This window comes from Gilliamella sp. B14384G12 (assembly GCF_016101825.1).
Lineage (GTDB): Bacteria > Pseudomonadota > Gammaproteobacteria > Enterobacterales > Orbaceae > Gilliamella > Gilliamella apicola_N.
Window position 1 is genome coordinate 242,665 of record NZ_JACFPU010000001.1, and the last position, 22,173, is coordinate 264,837.

22 protein-coding genes and 3 pseudogenes are annotated in these 22,173 nt (G+C 36.5%); 14 read left to right on the top strand and 11 right to left on the bottom strand.

Going from position 1 to position 22,173, the window contains the following annotated elements; translation table 11 throughout:
• Positions 1–185 precede the first annotated feature (185 nt).
• Positions 186–251: pseudogene (locus H3S73_RS13950) on the top strand (hypothetical protein); the annotation flags it as partial.
• Positions 252–347: 96 nt separating this feature from the next.
• On the opposite strand, the gene H3S73_RS01060 reads toward H3S73_RS13950, so the two are convergent.
• A complete protein-coding gene (locus H3S73_RS01060) occupies positions 348–1,697 on the bottom strand; it encodes an MFS transporter (RefSeq protein WP_065738615.1) in 1,350 nt (449 codons plus the stop codon).
• A gap of 202 nt (positions 1,698–1,899) precedes the next feature.
• Between H3S73_RS01060 and H3S73_RS01065 the strand changes: the two genes are divergently transcribed.
• The 3 genes from H3S73_RS01065 to mnmE all read left to right on the top strand — a co-directional run bounded on the left by H3S73_RS01065 (position 1,900) and on the right by mnmE (position 4,566).
• Entirely contained in the window at positions 1,900–2,463 is a 564-nt protein-coding gene (locus H3S73_RS01065; RefSeq protein ID WP_065738616.1) for a DNA-3-methyladenine glycosylase I, read from the top strand.
• Positions 2,464–2,485: 22 nt separating this feature from the next.
• Entirely contained in the window at positions 2,486–3,079 is a 594-nt protein-coding gene (locus H3S73_RS01070) for a YdcF family protein (protein WP_172397881.1), read from the top strand.
• A gap of 125 nt (positions 3,080–3,204) precedes the next feature.
• Positions 3,205–4,566: a tRNA uridine-5-carboxymethylaminomethyl(34) synthesis GTPase MnmE gene (gene mnmE, locus H3S73_RS01075; RefSeq protein ID WP_086318505.1), complete on the top strand. Its 1,362-nt coding sequence runs from the start codon at positions 3,205–3,207 to the stop codon at positions 4,564–4,566.
• Positions 4,567–4,791: 225 nt separating this feature from the next.
• On the opposite strand, the gene H3S73_RS01080 is transcribed toward mnmE, so the two are convergent.
• Positions 4,792–5,004, bottom strand: coding sequence for a helix-turn-helix transcriptional regulator (locus tag H3S73_RS01080; protein ID WP_198235834.1), 213 nt, complete (start codon positions 5,002–5,004; stop codon positions 4,792–4,794).
• A 145-nt stretch (positions 5,005–5,149) separates the two neighbouring features.
• Here H3S73_RS01080 and H3S73_RS01085 point away from each other — a divergent pair, with 145 nt between their 5' ends.
• Both H3S73_RS01085 and H3S73_RS01090 read left to right on the top strand, forming a co-directional pair.
• A complete protein-coding gene (locus H3S73_RS01085; protein ID WP_065603629.1) occupies positions 5,150–5,368 on the top strand; it encodes a helix-turn-helix domain-containing protein in 219 nt (72 codons plus the stop codon).
• Between the two features lie 31 nt (positions 5,369–5,399).
• Entirely contained in the window at positions 5,400–5,720 is a 321-nt protein-coding gene (locus H3S73_RS01090) for a DUF2845 domain-containing protein (protein WP_065603627.1), read from the top strand.
• 267 nt (positions 5,721–5,987) lie between these two features.
• On the opposite strand, the gene H3S73_RS01095 is transcribed toward H3S73_RS01090, so the two are convergent.
• Both H3S73_RS01095 and H3S73_RS01100 read right to left on the bottom strand, forming a co-directional pair.
• Positions 5,988–7,412, bottom strand: coding sequence for an MFS transporter (locus H3S73_RS01095; RefSeq protein WP_232352899.1), 1,425 nt, complete (start codon positions 7,410–7,412; stop codon positions 5,988–5,990).
• Between the two features lie 15 nt (positions 7,413–7,427).
• The gene (locus H3S73_RS01100) at positions 7,428–8,600 is read right to left on the bottom strand and encodes a M20 aminoacylase family protein (protein ID WP_086308354.1); all 1,173 of its coding nucleotides are present in this window, start codon (positions 8,598–8,600) and stop codon (positions 7,428–7,430) included.
• 444 nt (positions 8,601–9,044) lie between these two features.
• Between H3S73_RS01100 and H3S73_RS01105 the strand changes: the two genes are divergently transcribed.
• Positions 9,045–10,253 carry an IS4-like element ISVsa5 family transposase gene (locus H3S73_RS01105; RefSeq protein ID WP_001352368.1) on the top strand — a complete coding sequence of 403 codons (1,209 nt, stop codon included), beginning with the start codon at positions 9,045–9,047 and terminating at the stop codon, positions 10,251–10,253.
• A gap of 15 nt (positions 10,254–10,268) precedes the next feature.
• Here the strand turns inward: H3S73_RS01105 and H3S73_RS01110 are convergent.
• Positions 10,269–10,388, bottom strand: a pseudogene (locus H3S73_RS01110) (LysR family transcriptional regulator); the annotation flags it as partial.
• Positions 10,389–10,618: 230 nt separating this feature from the next.
• Positions 10,619–11,824, bottom strand: coding sequence for a sodium/glutamate symporter (gene gltS / locus H3S73_RS01115; RefSeq protein ID WP_000599533.1), 1,206 nt, complete (start codon positions 11,822–11,824; stop codon positions 10,619–10,621).
• A 443-nt stretch (positions 11,825–12,267) separates the two neighbouring features.
• On the opposite strand from gltS, the gene H3S73_RS01120 reads away from it, so the two are divergent.
• The 3 genes from H3S73_RS01120 to H3S73_RS01130 are packed head-to-tail and all read left to right on the top strand — an operon-like array spanning position 12,268 to position 13,661.
• The gene (locus tag H3S73_RS01120; RefSeq protein WP_000562370.1) at positions 12,268–12,588 is read left to right on the top strand and encodes an antibiotic biosynthesis monooxygenase; all 321 of its coding nucleotides are present in this window, start codon (positions 12,268–12,270) and stop codon (positions 12,586–12,588) included.
• Positions 12,581–12,967, top strand: a complete 387-nt coding sequence (locus H3S73_RS01125) for a hypothetical protein (RefSeq protein WP_000460651.1) — start codon at positions 12,581–12,583, stop codon at positions 12,965–12,967. Before H3S73_RS01120 ends, H3S73_RS01125 begins: the two co-directional genes overlap by 8 nt.
• 7 nt (positions 12,968–12,974) lie before the next feature.
• The gene (locus H3S73_RS01130) at positions 12,975–13,661 is read left to right on the top strand and encodes a helix-turn-helix transcriptional regulator (RefSeq protein WP_001284954.1); all 687 of its coding nucleotides are present in this window, start codon (positions 12,975–12,977) and stop codon (positions 13,659–13,661) included.
• Here H3S73_RS01130 and tetR(B) read toward each other — a convergent pair.
• A complete protein-coding gene (gene tetR(B), locus H3S73_RS01135) occupies positions 13,639–14,262 on the bottom strand; it encodes a tetracycline resistance transcriptional repressor TetR(B) (protein ID WP_000088605.1) in 624 nt (207 codons plus the stop codon). The two genes, H3S73_RS01130 and tetR(B), sit on opposite strands and share 23 nt — an antisense overlap.
• 81 nt (positions 14,263–14,343) lie before the next feature.
• Here tetR(B) and tet(B) point away from each other — a divergent pair, with 81 nt between their 5' ends.
• Positions 14,344–15,549 carry a tetracycline efflux MFS transporter Tet(B) gene (gene tet(B), locus H3S73_RS01140; RefSeq protein WP_001089072.1) on the top strand — a complete coding sequence of 402 codons (1,206 nt, stop codon included), beginning with the start codon at positions 14,344–14,346 and terminating at the stop codon, positions 15,547–15,549.
• A gap of 112 nt (positions 15,550–15,661) precedes the next feature.
• Here the strand turns inward: tet(B) and tetC are convergent, their stop codons facing one another.
• Positions 15,662–16,255, bottom strand: coding sequence for a tetracyline resistance-associated transcriptional repressor TetC (gene tetC / locus H3S73_RS01145; protein WP_000428546.1), 594 nt, complete (start codon positions 16,253–16,255; stop codon positions 15,662–15,664).
• An 87-nt stretch (positions 16,256–16,342) separates the two neighbouring features.
• On the opposite strand from tetC, the pseudogene H3S73_RS01150 reads away from it, so the two are divergent.
• Positions 16,343–16,738: pseudogene (locus tag H3S73_RS01150) on the top strand (helix-turn-helix domain-containing protein); the annotation flags it as partial.
• A 30-nt stretch (positions 16,739–16,768) separates the two neighbouring features.
• On the opposite strand, the gene H3S73_RS01155 reads toward H3S73_RS01150, so the two are convergent.
• Both H3S73_RS01155 and H3S73_RS01160 read right to left on the bottom strand, forming a co-directional pair.
• The gene (locus H3S73_RS01155; RefSeq protein WP_001339197.1) at positions 16,769–17,977 is read right to left on the bottom strand and encodes an IS4-like element ISVsa5 family transposase; all 1,209 of its coding nucleotides are present in this window, start codon (positions 17,975–17,977) and stop codon (positions 16,769–16,771) included.
• Positions 17,978–18,154: 177 nt separating this feature from the next.
• Positions 18,155–18,727: an RNA 2'-phosphotransferase gene (locus tag H3S73_RS01160; protein ID WP_086309499.1), complete on the bottom strand. Its 573-nt coding sequence runs from the start codon at positions 18,725–18,727 to the stop codon at positions 18,155–18,157.
• 1,418 nt (positions 18,728–20,145) lie between these two features.
• On the opposite strand from H3S73_RS01160, the gene H3S73_RS01165 reads away from it, so the two are divergent.
• Complete coding sequence (locus tag H3S73_RS01165) at positions 20,146–20,349, top strand: heavy-metal-associated domain-containing protein (RefSeq protein WP_198226913.1); 204 nt, start codon at positions 20,146–20,148, stop codon at positions 20,347–20,349.
• Between the two features lie 185 nt (positions 20,350–20,534).
• Here H3S73_RS01165 and H3S73_RS01170 read toward each other — a convergent pair whose 3' ends face one another.
• Positions 20,535–21,323 (bottom strand): MFS transporter, encoded by a 789-nt coding sequence (locus H3S73_RS01170; protein WP_198235691.1) that lies wholly within the window; start codon positions 21,321–21,323, stop codon positions 20,535–20,537.
• Between the two features lie 275 nt (positions 21,324–21,598).
• Between H3S73_RS01170 and H3S73_RS01175 the strand changes: the two genes are divergently transcribed.
• Positions 21,599–22,084, top strand: coding sequence for an STY0301 family protein (locus H3S73_RS01175; protein ID WP_144091504.1), 486 nt, complete (start codon positions 21,599–21,601; stop codon positions 22,082–22,084).
• The last annotated feature ends 89 nt before the right edge of the window (positions 22,085–22,173 follow it).

Genomic DNA, 22,173 nt, shown 5'->3' on the forward strand with positions numbered 1-22,173 from the left:
TACAATGCGCTAATGTATTTGTGTTAATACATTAAAGATTCATCATATCTTGAACTAAAAAACAGGGCGATTGCCCTGTTTCTATTTGGTATCTTGATTAATTGATGGATTAATTAGCTGTATTATTTTGCCAACCCTTTTGAGCTAGCTGAGAAAACCCAACTAAAACCGCAAGTAAAGCTACAAAAGACTTTGATAACACTGTTGCTATTCACCCAACAGCGGCAGAAGAGTTTGTTACAATGCGCTAATGTATTTGTGTTAATACATTAAAGATTCATCATATCTTGAACTAAAAAACAGGGCGATTGCCCTGTTTCTATTCGGTATCTTGATTAATTGACGGATTAATTAGCAGTGTTATTTTGCCAACCCTTTTGGGCTAGCTGAGAAAACCCAACTAAAACCGCAAGTAAAGCTACAGCTGAGATATAAATACCTGCACCAAGATAACTATATTCACCTAAAATATGATCAGGACTTAATAAATAGATCGTTAAAGTCGGTGTGATTGCACTAAAAAGAGCATAAGCTAAATTATAAGATAATGATAATCCTGAATAACGAATAGCAGGGGGAAACGTTCTCGTACCTATAATTGGAGTCATGGCGATGGATCCAATAAATAAGCCAAATACTGCCCAAATCGAATAAAGTTTTGTTAATGACATATCCGCGCTTAATGAACTGTAAAAATAGATACTGGCTATTGCTAATCCGCCCCAAGTCACGATAACGGTTTTTGCTGTTCCTAATTTATCATCTAACCAACCAGAAATAACACAGCCAATTGATAATGTTAAAGCAGCAATACACCCACCAATACGCCAATCAAGATTAGCAAAATGATACATACCACCCACGATACGTCCGGGAGTGATTAAAATACCAACCATAATTGCAGTTGATAATGACCAAGTTAATAAAGCGACAATTAAACAAGCTTTTTTATGTTTTTTTATAACAGTCACAACGGGAATGCTTTTTTCTAAAGCTTTACGGGCAGCTAATTCCTTAAAAATTGGAGTTTCAGATAAAAATTTTCGTAAATAGACGGAAATGACGCCAAAAATACCACCAATAATAAATGGAATACGCCAAGCGAAATCTAAAATATTTTGGTTAGTAAAATAGAGATCAATAATAATCGTGACGAAAAAGCCAAGTAAAATACCGCCCGTGATACCAGATGTTAGCGTACCAACACCCAAACCATAACGTTGTTTTGGGGTATGCTCAGCGATAAATACCCAAGCACCTGGCATCTCGCCCCCAATTGCAGCACCTTGTAACATACGCATAACTAACAGCAGTAAAGGGGCAAAAATACCAATGGTTTCGTAAGTTGGTAACACACCAATAATAAAGGTTGGTAGAGCCATCATTGCTACGCTAAGAGTAAACATCTGCTTTCTGCCCACTTTGTCGCCAAAGTGTGCCATGATGATACCGCCAATTGGACGAACCAAATAACCAGCAGCAAAAATACCCCAAGCAAATAAATCTAACGTTAATGGCGATAAGGTATGGGGCAAAAACAGCGGTTTGACAATGGTATCAATATATAGCGCGTAGATAACAAAGTCATAAAACTCAAGTGTTCCACCTAAAGATGACAATATTAATGTCTTAAAATCCTTACTATTTAATGGCCGAGCACTAGGTTGCCATTGGGCATTGATTTCAGATTGACTCATGAAAAACCTTCTATTTATTTGAGATAGCCAGAAAAAATCTATCCTTTTTGATTTTTTTAAATGTAGAAATTATTCTGCCACAAAAAAATGACTTTTTTTCCCTCATAAAAAAATTTAATGTTTGCTATAAAACTGAGGATTTGATTTATAATTTAAATTAATAAATTTTTTAAAATACTGAATAATTTGGATGAAAACAAGAATGAATAATACTAATAAAACACGCTGTGATTGGGTTTTAAATGACCAAATTTATATTGATTATCATGATAATGAATGGGGAATAGCCCAATATGATAGTTTAAAATTATTTGAAAAAATCTGTCTTGAAGGACAACAGGCAGGATTATCATGGATTACTATTTTAAGAAAGCGCGATGAGTATCGTCGTTGTTTTTTTAATTTCGACCCTTATAAAATCATCCAACTTATGCCTGAGGATATTGAACATTTGCTTGAAAACAAAGGATTGATTCGCAACCGATTAAAACTCAACAGTATTGTCAAAAACGCTCATGCCTATTTAAATATGCAAAAAAATGGTGAAGATTTTTCACAATTTATCTGGTCTTTTGTTGATAATAAACCGATAATCAACCACTTTAAAGATAAGAGTGAAGTACCTGTTAATACTGACATCTCTGATCGAATGTCAAAAGCATTAAAAAAACGAGGATTTTCCTTTGTCGGCTCTACCATATGCTATGCTTTCATGCAATCAATGGGACTTGTCGACGATCATTTTGAAAATTGTTTTAAAAAGTGAAACAAGGGGTAAGGTAATGTTAATGAAATTAATAAAGTATGGTTTTTTATTAATATTAATCTATTTCATTGTCTGTAACATTGTTATCTATATTTATGCTGAGAAAAAACCGAGTCAACATGCCCAAACCATGGTTATATTAGGCTCCCAAGTCATTGGTACTCCCGCTATAGCATCACCAACTTTAGCTGACAGATTAGATGTCGCTGTTCAATATCTTAACCAAAATCCTGAAACTAAAGTGGTTGTATGTGGTGGACAAGGTGAAGACGAATCAGCAACAGAAGCCAGTGTAATGGCAAAATATCTTATTGATAAAGGGATAGAGGCAAACCGAGTTTATCAAGAAGATAAATCAAGGCGTACTGCTGAGCAATTTATTTTTGCTAATAGGGTTTTACCTTTAGACAAAACTGTAGTTGTTACCAACGATTTTCATATTTTACGCTCGATAATGCTTGCCAAACGTTCTGGTGTGCATGATGTATCGGGTTTATCAGCACCATTAGCGTTTAATAATGGTGATAAGTATGTTGCATTAATTCGCGAGCCACTTGCATTAGCAAATTCTTGGCTCTTTGATCACCCTAGTGATAATACAAAAACCACAAATTAACTACGAAATGATGGATAAAATACGCTAAAATTAACGAATAACGGCAAAAGCGTTAGTCACTACTGTTTTTGCCGAGCGTCCATGATATCATTAATCATCAAAATTTAAATTAGCTATAAACAAATATGAAATCAGATACAATTGTAGCGCAAGCAACACCACCAGGTCGAGGTGGTGTAGGTATTTTGCGTATATCAGGCCCTAAAGCGCAAGAGGTCGCGCAGGCAGTATTAGGTAAATTACCTAGACCAAGGTATGCCGAATATCTTCCATTTTTAGCTAACGATGGCTCAACACTTGATGAAGGTATTGCTCTATTTTTTCCTAATCCGCACTCATTCACTGGTGAAGATGTGCTTGAATTACAAGGACACGGCGGTCCAGTTATTTTAGATTTACTTTTAAAACGCGTACTTGAAATCGCTAACGTACGTATTGCCAAACCAGGTGAGTTTTCGGAAAGGGCATTTTTAAATGATAAACTTGATTTAGCCCAAGCCGAAGCGATTGCTGACTTAATTGATGCCAGTTCAGAACAGGCGGCCAAATCTGCTATTTCATCTTTGCAAGGTGTATTTTCTAAAAAGGTTAATGCACTGGTTGAATCCTTGATTCATTTGCGTATTTTTACGGAAGCGGCTATTGATTTTCCGGAAGAGGAGATTGACTTTCTTTCTGACGGTAAAATAGAAGCAGAACTGAATCAAGTTATTGAACGATTAAACGAAGTTCGCCAAGAAGCTAAACAAGGCACTCTATTGCGCGAAGGGATGAAAGTGGTTATTGCTGGTCGACCAAATGCCGGAAAATCCAGTTTACTTAATGCGTTAGCTGGACGTGATGCAGCTATTGTTACCAATATTGCAGGTACTACTCGCGATGTACTTCGTGAACATATTCACATTGATGGTATGCCTTTGCACATCATTGATACCGCTGGACTACGTGAAGCAAGTGACGAAGTAGAGCGGATAGGTATTGAGCGTGCATGGCAAGAAATCGAACAAGCCGATCGCGTTTTATTTATGGTCGATAGCACAACAACAAATGAGACCAATCCTGAAAAACTTTGGCCAGAATTTATTGAACGATTACCAAAAAATATACCAGTTACAGTGATTCGCAACAAAGCGGACTTAACGGGCGAGGCACTAGGTTATAGCGAAGAAGAGGGATATGCGCTCATTCAATTATCTGCTCGAACGGGGGAGGGTGTGACATTATTGCGTGAGCATCTAAAACAAGCTATGGGATTTTCGAGCAGTACAGAAGGTGGCTTTTTGGCTCGACGTCGTCATCTGCAAGCACTTGAAAAAGCCTCTGAGCATTTAAATAATGGTCAATACCAACTTATAACATTCCATGCAGGTGAACTCTTAGCCGAAGAGTTAAGATTAGCTCAAGAAGCCTTAAGTGAAATCACTGGGCAGTTTACTTCTGATGATTTATTAGGAAGAATATTCAGTTCATTCTGTATTGGCAAATAAGTTAGGGTTTACTCACTTCCACTCTTATCCATGAATAAGGCATAACATTTTGTTATGCCTTAATTTTATCTACAGATTATTCTATGTAGAGGAATGTTGCAAACATGGGCTGACTTTGTGGATACACAAATTGATGACGATAAAAAGGTGATCATTGGTCGTTTTGGTAAAGCATATAAAGTGGGATAAACCTAAACAAATATTTACCTACCATTAACAGTCTTACTACTTTTTATTATAGCGTGTAGGCCAGATTTCAGAGGGATGAAGTTTTAATTCTTGTGCTATAAGCGCTTCTCCTTTTGGCCAAGGGCGATATAAAGTATTTGCTAGTGTTGTTGAAGACAATCCCGCTCGTCTGGATACTGCCGCTAACGTCGTTCCTTTTTTCTTTAAAGCTGCAATAATATCTGCTTTGTGCCAATCACTTTTTTCCATAATGATCCCCTCCTAGTAACTAAATAGATTAATGTGAATCAGTAATAATTAAATGTTGATTATAAGTCACATTCATGTAATAAATCCACTAAAATGTGACTTATAGTCCGTGGTCTGATAAGCAACATAACGTAATAATAATTAGATGAAAAAATCTGATAAAATAAAAGTCCTTTTTGGACAACACGTTAAAAAGCTTAGACAACAGGCTGGTATGTCTCAGGAAACATTTGCTGATAAATGTGGGCTTGATCGTACCTATGTTAGTGGTATTGAGCGTGGGATAAGAAATCCAACTTTAGAAGTAATCGAGGTGATTGCCAGAGGGTTGGAGATTGAATTAACTCATTTGTTTGATTTTTGAGATTATCAATATTGTATGAGAGTATATAGTCATGGAATGGATAGTGTTTATTGTTTTAGGCATTGCAATTATTATTGCTTGGAATGTTTATTCAACAAAAAAGAGAAGGGAACATTTACTGATTAAGTATGGTGATGTGGAAATTGTTGAAAACATCATGAAACGTTGTTTTTGGGTTGGTCAAACAGCTGAACAATTAGTCGATTCTTTAGGTTCTCCAGCAGACAAGTCCGTCAAAATAATGAAAACAAAACATAGAGAAATATGGAAATATAACCAGACAGGTAAGAACCGATATGGTTTGCGGATTACTCTAGACGATCATATTGTACAGACTTGGGAGCAGAAGTAATATTTAGTGCTCATACTTGCGCCCATTATGAAACATAAATTTGATAAAAGGTAATATGATAAGATAAATAAGTACATTTTGGAACTTTTGTATTGTAAATCGAATGTACCTACAAATTCACACCATTAACCAATATTTCCCTTAACAAACCCCATATTGCTTTTTAAGCTTTATGGGTTTAATTCATCTATCTTTAAAAAAATAGGGATAGAAGTTAAAAGTTCCACCCCAATGATAAGTTTTAATATTATAAAAAGTTAACCTGATTTATTTATTCTTACCGGCATTGCTTGGAACTAAAATTAAAATTGAAGTAAAGCATAACAGACAAAATCCAACACTAATCCAGAGTCCCAGTGCTGCAGCTATTGCTATGCTTTGACCACTGGCAATAATTGCTGAATAGGTGGATGCTGAAATGGCTACACCAAATGCACCGCCTAATGAGCTTGCCATTTTATAAATTCCTGATGCAATACCGACCTTATCTTCAGGAGCGCTTGATATTGCGGTATCGATTGATGGCGTTGCATAAAAACCTAAGCCAAGACCAAATAAAATATAGCCCCCCAACACCGAAATAATATAAAGCGTATCGGGTAAGAAAGTCAGCGTCATCAACGCAATTCCTGAACCAGTAATTAACGGTCCGAGTAACATTGGTTTTTTTGCGCCTACTTTTTGTAAGATTTTTTCTCCAACTCGAATCATACATAACACTGACACTAAATAACCAATAGTTAATAATCCGTTTTGAAAAGAGGTAAAACCGCGCCCTTGTTGAGTATAAGTACTGGCAACAATTAATGTACCGGCAACAGAATTGAGCAGAAAGTTAGATAAGGTAGCACCACGGTAAGGAACATTCTTAAATAATGAAAAATCGATAAAAGCGCCACTCGCTTTACGTGTTTCAATAACAAAAAATAAAATAAGAAAAACAAAACATACCGTAGCCAAGGATAATGTCACGACACTTGTCCAACCAAATGTTGATCCTTTAGTTATCACAAGATTTAATGAAACCAAAGTAATAACAAAAACAAATAGTCCTACATAGTCAAATTTTGGCAAACTTGAAGGATCTTCAATTTTGGTCTCTGGTGTACCTTTCAATAACAGCATACCGAGCACAGCACAGATGATTGAAATAATAAAAATCCACTGCCAACCCAAATAAGTCGCTATGGCACCGCCAGCAAGCACACAAGTACCTGAACCGCCCCAAGAGCCAATCGACCAAAAACTTAATGCGCGCTGGCGCTCTTTACCATGAAAATAAGTTTTCACTAATGCCAAAGTCGAGGGCATAATACAGGCAGCAGACAAACCTTGAATAATGCGTCCAATGATGAATAGCACTTCACCTTGTGCGAAGATCAAACAAAGGCAACCAATAATACTTAAAATAAAACCTAAATAGGTAAAACGAACCCGCCCAAAACGATCAGCTAGTCCACCAGCAACCACAATAAAACAACCAGAAAAGAGGGCGGTCAAACTCACCGCCAAATTAAAAGACGCAGGTGTAATACCGACAGAATGCTGAACTGCTGGCCCAACATTGACAATTGATTGAGCAAAAAGCCAAAAAGTAATGACCCCTAATACAATACCTAATATTAACCGGTTTTCATTTTTAAATGGCACAGCTTCAGAATTTGTTGAGTTTGACATATTTAAATTAGCCATAGATGTACGCTATCCTTATTTACTTAAATATGTTTCAGTTAATGCAACCCAATATGACGCTGCAGGAACAATACATTTATCATTAAAATCATAACCAGGATTATGTACACTACAAAAACCAGGTTCATCACCATTGCCAATAATCATGTAACAACCGTTTGGATTACTCTCTAACATAAATGCAAAATCTTCACTGCCCATAAAAGGATGGCAATTATCATGAACGCGATCTTCTCCGAATAATTTTTGGGCAACGTCAAATGCAAATTTTGTTGCATCCGCACCATTATGTAAAACAGGACTACCATTGACATGCTCTATTTTAACGCAGGCACCAAAACTTTCCGCCTGAGAAGTGGCAATTTCAGTAATACGTTTAAGTAATAACGTTCGGGTATCATTATCTAATGCTCTAACGGTTAGTTTCATAAATGCATCGCTATTAACAACATTCGGCGCTTCACCAGATTGAATACAACCAATGGTGATAACAGCTTGCTCAAACGGAGAAACATTTCGAGAAACAATACTTTGCAGTGCAGTGCCGATATAACATGCGACAAGGGTCGCATCAATTCCTCGTTCAGGCATGGCGCCGTGAGCACCTTTCCCTTTAATATTGATATGAATGGTATCGGATGAAGCCATAAGTGCACCGGCTCTAAAATAAAAATGGCCTTCTTTAAATCCGGGCATATTATGAATACCGAAAATAACATCACAAGGAAATTTTTTAAATAAGCCATCATCCACCATCACCTTTCCACCATACAATAACTCTTCTGCAGGTTGAAAAATGACATGTAACGTGCCATCAAAATTACGGGTTTGGGCAAGATATTTAGCTGCACACAGTAAAATAGTGGTATGCCCATCATGACCACAACCATGAAATTTGCCATGGATAAGACTGCTCCAAGGTTTACCGGAGGCTTCAATTATAGGTAAAGCATCCATATCTGCTCGGATACCAATTTTTTTATTACTGGTACCATTTTTTAAAACACCAACGACGCCTGTTTTGGCTAACCCTCGATGAACCTCGTATCCCCACTCAGCCAATTTATTTGCAACCAAATCGCTGGTTTTATTCTCTTCAAAACCTACTTCAGGGTGTTGATGAATTTGATGTCGAATCTCAATAAATTCTTGTTCTGTTTTCCTAATTGTTTCCATAATATGTTGCATTTTTCGGCTCCTAATTAACCTGAATATCGTTTATGAAAAAAATAAAAAAAAAGACAACTACACATCTGAGCCAAGATCAAAATGAAAAACAGCAGACAAATTAATCACAACACCTGCTTAGATGAATAAATATACAATACCCTCAATTTTTGTTGATGTCGATGATTTCTATCATGTAATATTTGAAAATTGTTATGTCAAACTTGTATTAAGATTTGAACTTACGAAGAATGAAGAAAGAATACGTTAAACTAACCGCACTATTAACGATTCTAAAAAATAGAAATAGATTTGACTAATAGAGATACTTTTAATTAATCTAAAAGTGTGCTCAACCCTGATGAATCCCCTAATGATTTTTATCAAAATCATTAAGTTAAGGTAGATACACATCTTGTCATATGATCAAATGGTTTCGCCAAAAATCAATAATCAGACAACAAAATGTGCGAACTCGATATTTTACACGACTCTCTTTACCAATTCTGCCCCGAATTACACTTAAAACGACTCAACAGCTTAACGTTGGCTTGCCACGCCTTACTTGACTGTAAAACTCTCACTCTTACCGAACTTGGCCGTAACCTGCCAACCAAAGCGAGAACAAAACATAACATCAAACGAATCGACCGATTGTTAGGTAATCGTCACCTCCACAAAGAGCGACTCGCTGTATACCGTTGGCATGCTAGCTTTATCTGTTCGGGCAATACGATGCCCATTGTACTTGTTGACTGGTCTGATATCCGTGAGCAAAAACGGCTTATGGTATTGCGAGCTTCAGTCGCACTACACGGTCGTTCTGTTACTCTTTATGAGAAAGCGTTCCCGCTTTCAGAGCAATGTTCAAAGAAAGCTCATGACCAATTTCTAGCCGACCTTGCGAGCATTCTACCGAGTAACACCACACCGCTCATTGTCAGTGATGCTGGCTTTAAAGTGCCATGGTATAAATCCGTTGAGAAGCTGGGTTGGTACTGGTTAAGTCGAGTAAGAGGAAAAGTACAATATGCAGACCTAGGAGCGGAAAACTGGAAACCTATCAGCAACTTACATGATATGTCATCTAGTCACTCAAAGACTTTAGGCTATAAGAGGCTGACTAAAAGCAATCCAATCTCATGCCAAATTCTATTGTATAAATCTCGCTCTAAAGGCCGAAAAAATCAGCGCTCGACACGGACTCATTGTCACCACCCGTCACCTAAAATCTACTCAGCGTCGGCAAAGGAGCCATGGATTCTAGCAACTAACTTACCTGTTGAAATTCGAACACCCAAACAACTTGTTAATATCTATTCGAAGCGAATGCAGATTGAAGAAACCTTCCGAGACTTGAAAAGTCCTGCCTACGGACTAGGCCTACGCCATAGCCGAACGAGCAGCTCAGAGCGTTTTGATATCATGCTGCTAATCGCCCTGATGCTTCAACTAACATGTTGGCTTGCGGGCGTTCATGCTCAGAAACAAGGTTGGGACAAGCACTTCCAGGCTAACACAGTCAGAAATCGAAACGTACTCTCAACAGTTCGCTTAGGCATGGAAGTTTTGCGGCATTCTGGCTACACAATAACAAGGGAAGACTCACTCGTGGCTGCAACTCTGCTTACTCAAAATCTATTCACACATGGTTACGTTTTGGGGAAATTATGAGGGGATCTCTCAGTGCTCAGCATGTTTGAGTGCTTTACTCGCCGCGGGTTGAGAAATATGTAAAACTTCAGCCGCACGCGTTAAGGAACCACAAGTCATTACAGCATAAAAGATATCGAGATGTCTTAATTTCATTCCATGTAGCCTACTGATTATTTATTTCTACGGACTATTCTAACGAATAAAGTATAAATAATCAGATATACTCGTCATAATTCAAATTTTGGTTTAGTTGTCACGAGAATTAATTCGTAAACGTGCAAGCTAAATAGATTGACTAGGGGAATATACGGGGTAAGAAAGCGGCTCGGCATACTGCCCTATAATAAATTGTTAGGAGAAGTACGCCGAGTAGTGTGTAGCTATTAGGTAAAGTATGTACCAATTTCAATAAATATTTTAATTAAGATACTGTTTGAAATATCAACAATAAAGGCACCGACCATAGGAACGACAAGGAAAGCTTTATGTGATGGTCCAAATGCTTTTGTGACTGTTTGCATATTCGCAATTGCTGTTGGTGTTGCTCCCATACCAAAGCCACAGTGACCCGCGCTGATCACGACAGCATCATAATCTTTGCCCATCATTTTGAAGGTGACAAAGCAGGCAAATAGCACCATGACAACAGTTTGTACAGCAATGATAATTAATACTGGCCCTGCCATGCTTGCCAATTGACCAAATTTTAATGACATTAACGCCATTGCCAAGAAAAGCGATAAAGCAACGCTACCTAATACATCGACGGTCGGCTCAAACACTTCGTGTTTAAATACATGAGTCAGTGTATTACGGATAATAATACCGACAAATAAACACCAGACAAAAGTAGGCAGTTGCAGAAAAGTATCTTTAAACAATGCACTGATATAGCCACCAACAACAATACAGATAATCAGCATTGAAATGGTTTCAATAACGTTATTTGCATTGATTTTTCTTTTGACGCTTGGTTGCTCAAAAGCTTCAACGATAGTGTCGCGCTCTTGCTCGGTTGTTTTAGGAATAGAGACCTTTTTCAAAAGATGACGGGCAACAGGGCCGCCAACTAAACCACCCAACACTAATCCAAGTGTTGCACAAGCCATCGCTAATTCAACGGCGCCTGTTACACCATATTTATCAGCGAGAATAGGGCCCCATGCTCCGGCATTACCATGACCACCTGTTAGAGTAATTGAACCTGCAATTAAGCCAATAAATGGACTTTCATTCATCATGACAGCCATACTCATGCCGACAGTATTTTGAATGGCGATTAGGATCGTTACTGCAATAGTTAATAGAACTAACGGCTTTCCTCCTTTAATCAGTCGAGAAAAGTCAGAACTTAGCCCGATAGAGGAAAAGAATGTGAGCATTAATAAACTTTGCAATGAAGCATCAAAAGTAAACGAATAACCTGATGTTTTATCAATAATTAACAGAACAATTGCAACAATAAAGCCACCAACGACGGCTTCTGGTATGTGGTTTTTTTGTAGGAACGGGGTAAATTTTACGACAAACATTCCTATGAGTAGCGCGATACATGCGACTAATAATGTATAACTGGCATCTAGGATCATTTTTTTACCTCTATTAGTTTACCAGAATTTTCACTATAACAATTTAACAATAGTGAAAAATGAAGTTACTTTGGTTAACTAATCTTTAACAATGAGTTTTATTAGGGTATCCATAACTTTTAGTTAATAGGGTCATAATTTTAGTGTGATCTTAATCATGAAATATTAAAAAGATTAAAATAACAACAATGGTATTTAATGATGGGTAAACCTAAATACCATGCGGGATCCGCACTATTTTCGGTGATAGCAAAAAATAAAAAAGTATAAATAATAAACAAAATTATAAGAGAAGGAGAACATGATAAGCGCAGGCCGAGCAATTTAAAGAAGTGTGATATACAACATAAAACAGCAGCATGACCTTTCTATATTTCGTTGCTTATCGAAGTGTTAATTTTCGGGTGGATTACTCTGTTTGTTGATTAATAACGGAGAAAAATATGATTGCTGTAATATTTGAGGTGCAAATACAACCCGACCAACAAACTCGCTATTTGACTTTAGCTGAGGAGTTAAGACCACTATTAAGTCATGTAGCTGGTTTTATTTCAATTGAACGTTTTCAAAGTCTAGCTACAGAAGGAAAAATGTTATCGCTATCTTGGTGGGAAAACGAATACGCAGTTCTGCAATGGAAAAATCATGTTTTACATGCGAAAGCTCAACAAGAAGGGCGAGAGTCAATATTTGATTTTTACAAAATTAGTATTGCTCATATTACTCGCGAATATTCATTTAAAAAGGACAAGGATAATGTTTGATGTTCACGTTGTTTTAGATAATCAAATAGGACAATTAGCATTACTAGGAAAAACATTAGGTAATAAAGGTATTGGATTGGAAGGGGGAGGGATATTTACGGTTGGTGATGAATGCCATGCTCATTTTCTTGTTGAACAAGGAAAGGAAGCTAAAATAGCGCTAGAGCAAGCTGGACTGTTAGTACTTGCGATCCGGACACCATTAATTCGTAAGTTAAAACAGGAAAAACCGGGGGAACTTGGCGAAATAGCACGAGTATTGGCGGAGAATAACATTAATATTTTAGTGCAATACAGTGACCATGCTAACCAACTGATATTAATAACGGACAATGATAGTATGGCTGCATCTGTTACGCTCCCTTGGGCAATAAAGTGAACTTGCGATGGCTAATTTAATACGAAAAGAGGTTACCTTTGAGTCCTCAATAGCCGCGATAGGGGCGGCTATGTCTGACATTTCACGAGTTAAAATACTCAGTGCTTTGATGGATGGGCGAGCTTGGACGGCCACTGAGCTAAGTTCTGTGGCGAATATATCAGCTTCAACGGCGAGCAGTCATTTATCTAAATTATTAGATTGCCAGCTAATCACAGTAGTAGCTCAAGGCAAGCATCGTTATTTTCGGCTAGCAGGAAAAGATATTGCTGAATTGATGGAAAGTATGATGGGGATCTCCTTAAACCATGGCGTACATGCCAAAGTTTCCACGCCAGTGCATTTACGAAAAGCACGTACTTGCTATGATCATTTAGCTGGCGAAGTTGCCGTTAAGATCTATGATTCCCTTTGTCAACAGCAATGGATCACTGAAAATGGTTCAATGATCACATTAAGTGGTATTCAATATTTTCATGAAATGGGAATTGACGTTCCTTCCAAACATTCACGTAAAATCTGTTGTGCGTGTTTAGATTGGAGTGAACGCCGTTTCCATTTAGGTGGGTACGTTGGAGCCGCATTATTTTCGCTTTATGAATCTAAAGGGTGGTTAACTCGACATCTTGGTTACCGTGAAGTTACCATCACGGAAAAAGGTTATGCTGCTTTTAAGACCCACTTTCACATTTAAGTTGTTTTTCTAATCCGCATATGATCAATTCAAGGCCGAATAAGAAGGCTGGCTCTGCACCTTGGTGATCAAATAATTCGATAGCTTGTCGTAATAATGGCGGCATACTATCAGTAGTAGGTGTTTCCCTTTCTTCTTTAGCGACTTGATGCTCTTGATCTTCCAATACGCAACCTAAAGTAAAATGCCCCACAGCGCTGAGTGCATATAATGCATTCTCTAGTGAAAAACCTTGTTGGCATAAAAAGGCTAATTGATTTTCGAGAGTTTCATACTGTTTTTCTGTAGGCCGTGTACCTAAATGTACTTTTGCTCCATCGCGATGACTTAGTAAAGCACATCTAAAACTTTTAGCGTTATTACGTAAAAAATCTTGCCAGCTTTCCCCTTCTAAAGGGCAAAAGTGAGTATGGTGCCTATCTAACATCTCAATGGCTAAGGCGTCGAGCAAAGCCCGCTTATTTTTTACATGCCAATACAATGTAGGCTGCTCTACACCTAGCTTCTGGGCGAGTTTACGGGTTGTTAAACCTTCGATTCCGACCTCATTAAGCAGCTCTAATGCGCTGTTAATCACTTTACTTTTATCTAATCTAGACATCATTAATTCCTAATTTTTGTTGACACTCTATCATTGATAGAGTTATTTTACCACTCCCTATCAGTGATAGAGAAAAGTGAAATGAATAGTTCGACAAAGATCGCATTGGTAATTACGTTACTCGATGCCATGGGGATTGGCCTTATCATGCCAGTCTTGCCAACGTTATTACGTGAATTTATTGCTTCGGAAGATATCGCTAACCACTTTGGCGTATTGCTTGCACTTTATGCGTTAATGCAGGTTATCTTTGCTCCTTGGCTTGGAAAAATGTCTGACCGATTTGGTCGGCGCCCAGTGCTGTTGTTGTCATTAATAGGCGCATCGCTGGATTACTTATTGCTGGCTTTTTCAAGTGCGCTTTGGATGCTGTATTTAGGCCGTTTGCTTTCAGGGATCACAGGAGCTACTGGGGCTGTCGCGGCATCGGTCATTGCCGATACCACCTCAGCTTCTCAACGCGTGAAGTGGTTCGGTTGGTTAGGGGCAAGTTTTGGGCTTGGTTTAATAGCGGGGCCTATTATTGGTGGTTTTGCAGGAGAGATTTCACCGCATAGTCCCTTTTTTATCGCTGCGTTGCTAAATATTGTCACTTTCCTTGTGGTTATGTTTTGGTTCCGTGAAACCAAAAATACACGTGATAATACAGATACCGAAGTAGGGGTTGAGACGCAATCGAATTCGGTATACATCACTTTATTTAAAACGATGCCCATTTTGTTGATTATTTATTTTTCAGCGCAATTGATAGGCCAAATTCCCGCAACGGTGTGGGTGCTATTTACCGAAAATCGTTTTGGATGGAATAGCATGATGGTTGGCTTTTCATTAGCGGGTCTTGGTCTTTTACACTCAGTATTCCAAGCCTTTGTGGCAGGAAGAATAGCCACTAAATGGGGCGAAAAAACGGCAGTACTGCTCGGATTTATTGCAGATAGTAGTGCATTTGCCTTTTTAGCGTTTATATCTGAAGGTTGGTTAGTTTTCCCTGTTTTAATTTTATTGGCTGGTGGTGGGATCGCTTTACCTGCATTACAGGGAGTGATGTCTATCCAAACAAAGAGTCATCAGCAAGGTGCTTTACAGGGATTATTGGTGAGCCTTACCAATGCAACCGGTGTTATTGGCCCATTACTGTTTGCTGTTATTTATAATCATTCACTACCAATTTGGGATGGCTGGATTTGGATTATTGGTTTAGCGTTTTACTGTATTATTATCCTGCTATCGATGACCTTCATGTTAACCCCTCAAGCTCAGGGGAGTAAACAGGAGACAAGTGCTTAGTTATTTCGTCACCAAATGATGTTATTCCGCGAAATATAATGACCCTCTTGATAACCCAAGAGGGCATTTTTTACGATAAAGAAGATTTAGCTTCAAATAAAACCTATCTATTTTATTTATCTTTCAAGCTCAATAAAAAGCCGCGGTAAATAGCAATAAATTGGCCTTTTTTATCGGCAAGCTCTTTTAGGTTTTTCGCATGTATTGCGATATGCATAAACCAGCCATTGAGTAAGTTTTTAAGCACATCATCATCATAAGCTTTAAGTTGGTTCTCTTGGATCAATTTGCTGACAATGGCGTTTACCTTACCAGTAATGTATTCAAGGCTAATTTTTTCAAGTTCATTCCAACCAATGATAGGCATCACTTCTTGGATAGGGATAAGGTTTTTATTATTATCAATAATATAATCAAGATAATGTTCAAATATACTTTCTAAGGCAGACCAACCATTTGTTAAATCAGTTTTTGTTGTGATGTAGGCATCAATCATAATTAATTGCTGCTTATAACAGGCACTGAGTAATTGTTTTTTATTTTTAAAGTGATGATAAAAGGCACCTTTGGTCACCAACGCTTTTCCCGAGATCTCATCTATTGAAACAGCTTGATAGCCTTTTTCAACAAACAATATTCGTGCTGAGTTAACCAGTGATTGATAGGTACTCTTAAAATTTTCTTGTTGATGATTTTTATTTTCCATGATAGATTTAAAATAACATACCGTCAGTATGTTTATGGTATCATGATGATGTGGTCGTGACAATCTTAAGAACATTTAGGTTATTTTATGTATATTGAACAGCATTCTCGCTATCAAAATAAAGCTAATAACATCCAATTAAGATATGATGATAAGCAGTTTCATACAACGGTTATCAAAGATGTTCTATTATGGATTGAACATAATTTAGATCAGTCTTTACTGCTTGATGATGTGGCGAATAAAGCGGGTTATACCAAGTGGTATTTTCAGCGGCTGTTCAAAAAAGTAACAGGGGTCACACTGGCTAGCTATATTCGTGCTCGTCGTTTGACGAAAGCGGCTGTTGAGTTGAGGTTGACGAAAAAAACTATCCTTGAGATCGCATTAAAATATCAATTTGATTCCCAACAATCTTTTACACGTCGATTTAAGTACATTTTTAAGGTTACACCAAGTTATTATCGGCGTAATAAATTATGGGAATTGGAGGCAATGCACTGAGAGATCCCCTCATAATTTCCCCAAAGCGTAACCATGTGTGAATAAATTTTGAGCTAGTAGGGTTGCAGCCACGAGTAAGTCTTCCCTTGTTATTGTGTAGCCAGAATGCCGCAAAACTTCCATGCCTAAGCGAACTGTTGAGAGTACGTTTCGATTTCTGACTGTGTTAGCCTGGAAGTGCTTGTCCCAACCTTGTTTCTGAGCATGAACGCCCGCAAGCCAACATGTTAGTTGAAGCATCAGGGCGATTAGCAGCATGATATCAAAACGCTCTGAGCTGCTCGTTCGGCTATGGCGTAGGCCTAGTCCGTAGGCAGGACTTTTCAAGTCTCGGAAGGTTTCTTCAATCTGCATTCGCTTCGAATAGATATTAACAAGTTGTTTGGGTGTTCGAATTTCAACAGGTAAGTTAGTTGCTAGAACCCATGGCTCCTTTGCCGACGCTGAGTAGATTTTAGGTGACGGGTGGTGACAATGAGTCCGTGTCGAGCGCTGATTTTTTCGGCCTTTAGAGCGAGATTTATACAATAGAATTTGGCATGAGATTGGATTGCTTTTAGTCAGCCTCTTATAGCCTAAAGTCTTTGAGTGACTAGATGACATATCATGTAAGTTGCTGATAGGTTTCCAGTTTTCCGCTCCTAGGTCTGCATATTGTACTTTTCCTCTTACTCGACTTAACCAGTACCAACCCAGCTTCTCAACGGATTTATACCATGGCACTTTAAAGCCAGCATCACTGACAATGAGCGGTGTGGTGTTACTCGGTAGAATGCTCGCAAGGTCGGCTAGAAATTGGTCATGAGCTTTCTTTGAACATTGCTCTGAAAGCGGGAACGCTTTCTCATAAAGAGTAACAGAACGACCGTGTAGTGCGACTGAAGCTCGCAATACCATAAGTCGTTTTTGCTCACGAATATCAGACCAGTCAACAAGTACAATGGGCATCGTATTGCCCGAACAGATAAAGCTAGCATGCCAACGGTATACAGCGAGTCGCTCTTTGTGGAGGTGACGATTACCTAACAATCGGTCGATTCGTTTGATGTTATGTTTTGTTCTCGCTTTGGTTGGCAGGTTACGGCCAAGTTCGGTAAGAGTGAGAGTTTTACAGTCAAGTAATGCGTGGCAAGCCAACGTTAAGCTGTTGAGTCGTTTTAAGTGTAATTCGGGGCAGAATTGGTAAAGAGAGTCGTGTAAAATATCGAGTTCGCACATCTTGTTGTCTGATTATTGATTTTTCGCGAAACCATTTGATCATATGACAAGATGTGTATCCACCTTAACTTAATGATTTTTACCAAAATCATTAGGGGATTCATCAGTGCTCAACCTTAATTAAATTATTATTATGCAAATGAATAGAAATTATTTTTTTAGTTATACTGATTTATTTTAAATAACTTCTAAAAATTGGCTTGGCACATTATTCGTTAACCAAACCCCATTATCGGCTAAATAAAACTTAAAACCTTGTTGAAACATTGCTAATGCGTTAATTCTTAAGACAATTGGTTTTCCATGACGTTTACCAACGGTTACGGCTGTTTTTTCATCAATTGAAATATGAACATAATGACGTTCGCCTGCAATCAAACCTTGTTGAAAAATTGAATCAAGAAAATGAGTTGCTGTACCATGATACAAATATTCAGGCGGAGTTTTCTCATTATACGCTATATTAACTTGCTTAGTTGAATGCCCTTGTGCTGCACGAATTTTTAAATTATCTTCGGACAGAGTAAAGCGTTTTTTATCATTAGTTCTAACGACTTCGGTAATTAAATCTTGAGAAATTTGCATACCATGTTTCTTCGCTTGCCGAATTAAAACATCTATTCCAACCCAACCATTACTATCTAATGTGATACCTATTGCTTCTGGTTTATGCCTTAATATATAGCTTAAAAATCTACTAACCTTCTCTAAATCTTTACTGGTACACTTAATATTTGATTTTTTACTCATGCACTTAATATTTGAACGGTTAAATAATAAGTTTGATTTTATCTTTTATTAAAAGTAATACAAGGTATATTGGTAATATTATTAAAATATACGGTAAATTATCAAACATATATAATCATATCAAATGCAAAAATATTAATTAAATGGCATACAGTTCTGAATTATTTTTACAAAAAATATCGACTAACTAAATTTAAAAGGTATTTGTTGCAACTATTAATAATCTTTTATCGATTTATTCTAAATAGTTTTTTACGTTAACCTATCAAAAGGATGATTAATTTTTTATATTTGAAAGTCAATTATATCGTTACCAATTTTATTTTTGTGCTGCTTGATTTTTTTATCTGAACTAGATGTAGTATTCATATATTTGTTGATAAAATAGACAATAAATAGTTTTTAATTTAGGTAACTTCATTAGATGCCCTTTTTTATCTGGCTTTTTAAATAGTTATTTAGAGCTTGTGGCATTATTGAAGTTATATTTACCAATAATTTTTTAAGTTATTTTCTTTCATTTTGATCTGATAAGTAAGTCAAATACAATTACTGTTTTATTTTGAAGCAATATAAATAAGTATTAATTAGTATTTTGATAATTACTAAACCTGCTGCGCAAAGCTTTATATCCAATATTACTAAAAGAGTCGTGATTTTCGCTAGATGAGAATTAATTGATAATAAAATTAATAATTTGAAAAGGAGAAAGTAATATGAAGAATAGAAAATATTTAGCATTATTATTTTTATGTATAGCGATGCCTTCACTGTTGTTTTTGATTATTTTAATTATAAGTTTACTATTTTCCATTTTGTTTTATTTTAAAACAAATCAATTTGTAATTAACACTGAGGATATATATAGCCTGCAAAATAGCTCCTTTGGGTATTACAACTGGTATCGGTCTCTGGTATTTAGAATGCCGTCGTTTCGGAATTAAGATATTTGGCAAATAATTAAGATCTCAGCCTAAAAGCTGGGATTTTTTATATCAGTTACCTACTTCGTAAATTCCAACATCAATTTGTCTTTTTTAGTGGTATGGCTAGCTTAGCAGCTAAAATAAAGGGAGATTACTCACAATAAATACAGCAACATCTGGCATTACCATCTATTCCTACACATATGGCGGATATGACGATATATTTAAAAAAATAAGTCAGATAGCTTTATTGAAGGTCACGAGCTAATATTAGTACCGTTATTTATTTCAATTATGATGATCAGTTGTTTATTGGAACAGTATATTTAATTGAGTGGTTTTAAAAATATTCCAAACTATTTTTTTTATCAGTTTATTGGCGTAATATAGTTATTACGCCTTACTTAGCTAGCAAACTTATTTTTATTTAGGGGATACCTTAATTTTGCTAAATGAGTAATTAAATTATTAAATAACCAAAAGGGGTTAATGATGAAATTAATAGTCGATAATATGAGTTGCCAACATTGTGTCAATACTATCACGAAAGCAATCAATGCTATCGATTCCAAAGCGAAAGTAACGGTAGATCTTGCTAAGCATGAAGTTGATATAGAAGGTGGTACAATCTCGCAAGAAGCAGCAATTGCAGCAATTAATGACGCTGGATTTGAATTTGTGGGTATTTCGTATTAGAAATTAATAATATCTACTTAAATATTAATAAATTTAGGCGATTAAGTAAAAAATCGCCTTTTTTATATTACAGAGTAATTGAAGAAACGCTAAAGCAAATTCTCTAGAAATTTTAATAGATTATGTTTAGTTTTTGTAAAAATTATTCAGGAGTCTATACCATCATAAGTGGGTGCGTAACTTAGTTAACGGTGGATACGTGATACACTCATTATAGACGAGAATGCAGCTATAAGGCTTGCGAAACTAAAAACATAAAAAACAAATCTTACAAAGTCTATTCCTCCAACACCATCTAATGCGATAATTATCACTACCACAATGGCGGCACCAATTGACTGACCTGTTGTTCTGGCTGTCGACAACATTCCAGAAGCAATAACAGTTCGATTTTTTTTAACATTAGTAAACATTTCTTTATTATTAGGAGGGATAAATAAACCATAGCCTACTCCACAAATAGCGACTCGCCATAAAATATTAATCGTAGATACAGTTTCAGGTAAAAAAGCTAATGAGCTTAATCCTAAACAAAAAAGGACTGCACCAATTGAAGATATTTTAGTTGGATTAAAATGATTAGAAAGTATGCCCGCTAGTGGTGCACAAAATGCTACAGCTACAGGCCATGGAGTAAATATAAATGCTGATTCAAGTACTGAATAACCATAAGTATGCTGTAATACAAATGGTAAACTGACCAATGCTATTCCTTGAGAGATAAAAATCAAAATTGAAGAAATTACTGCCAAACTGTATATCTTGGAACGAAATATATCTAACGGCAATAAGGGATATTTAGAATGATTTTGAATTTTAATAAATATCATAAATAAAATCATAGCAATAAAAATACAAGATATAAGCGTTTTATTATTCCAATGCCCTATTTCATCAACCGCAACGACAATTAACCCCAATGCAGGCAGATTTCCGAAGAAAAGTACAGTGAAAGATAGAGCGGAAAATATCATTTATAATTTTGAATAATTTGATAAATATAGCTAAAAAAATATCTCGTAATAGTAAACAAATTGCCTTCCAAATTGATAATGAAACGGTATAGACTCCTGAATAATTTTTACAAATATCACTGTTTTTACTGAAACGTATGCATTACCTGAAACTTTTTAACAAATTTGTTTATGAAAAATTTCTTATTTTACTTAAAAGATTAATTCATCTTGATCTTTGTTACGGTGTTGGCATAATCATTTAAGTAATAATTGATTTTAAAAGGATTTATAAGATGAATAAAAAAATCTTACGCATTACTGTCGTTTCAATGGCTTGGTTGGCTGCCGTTTTTGCTGTGAATGCTTATCAAATTGAATGTCCTAAAGCACTCAAAGTTAAAACATCTGTCGAAAACCTTCCTGATGGCTGGGAAGTTATTGAGAGTGAAGATAGTGCTTTATATGAACCTGCTAGCCTATCTGTTTTTTACAATAAACCCGTTAAAATGATAGAACAAAAGCCTCAAGAAACTTTAATCGGTCGTAAAAATTGGGGTAAACAGTTTGAGCTTACATGGCTGGTAAGTCCGCCTATTGAAGATGTGCCATTTTATGTCAATTGTAGTTATGACGGAAGTTTTATCCAATTGATAAAAAAAATTGATCGTTCGGTGAATATTTGCAAGAGTTTTTATTCTGAGGATAAATATGGCAAAGTAGAAAATAGTATTGTTTCACTTAACTGTACCAATAATGAAACAAACGAAACAAATAATTAGGTCTAAACTTTATTATCAAACTAGAATAATTAATAATCGAATTTATTAAAAGGGCAATTATAGCGATCCAATGTTTTTATGTAATTGTC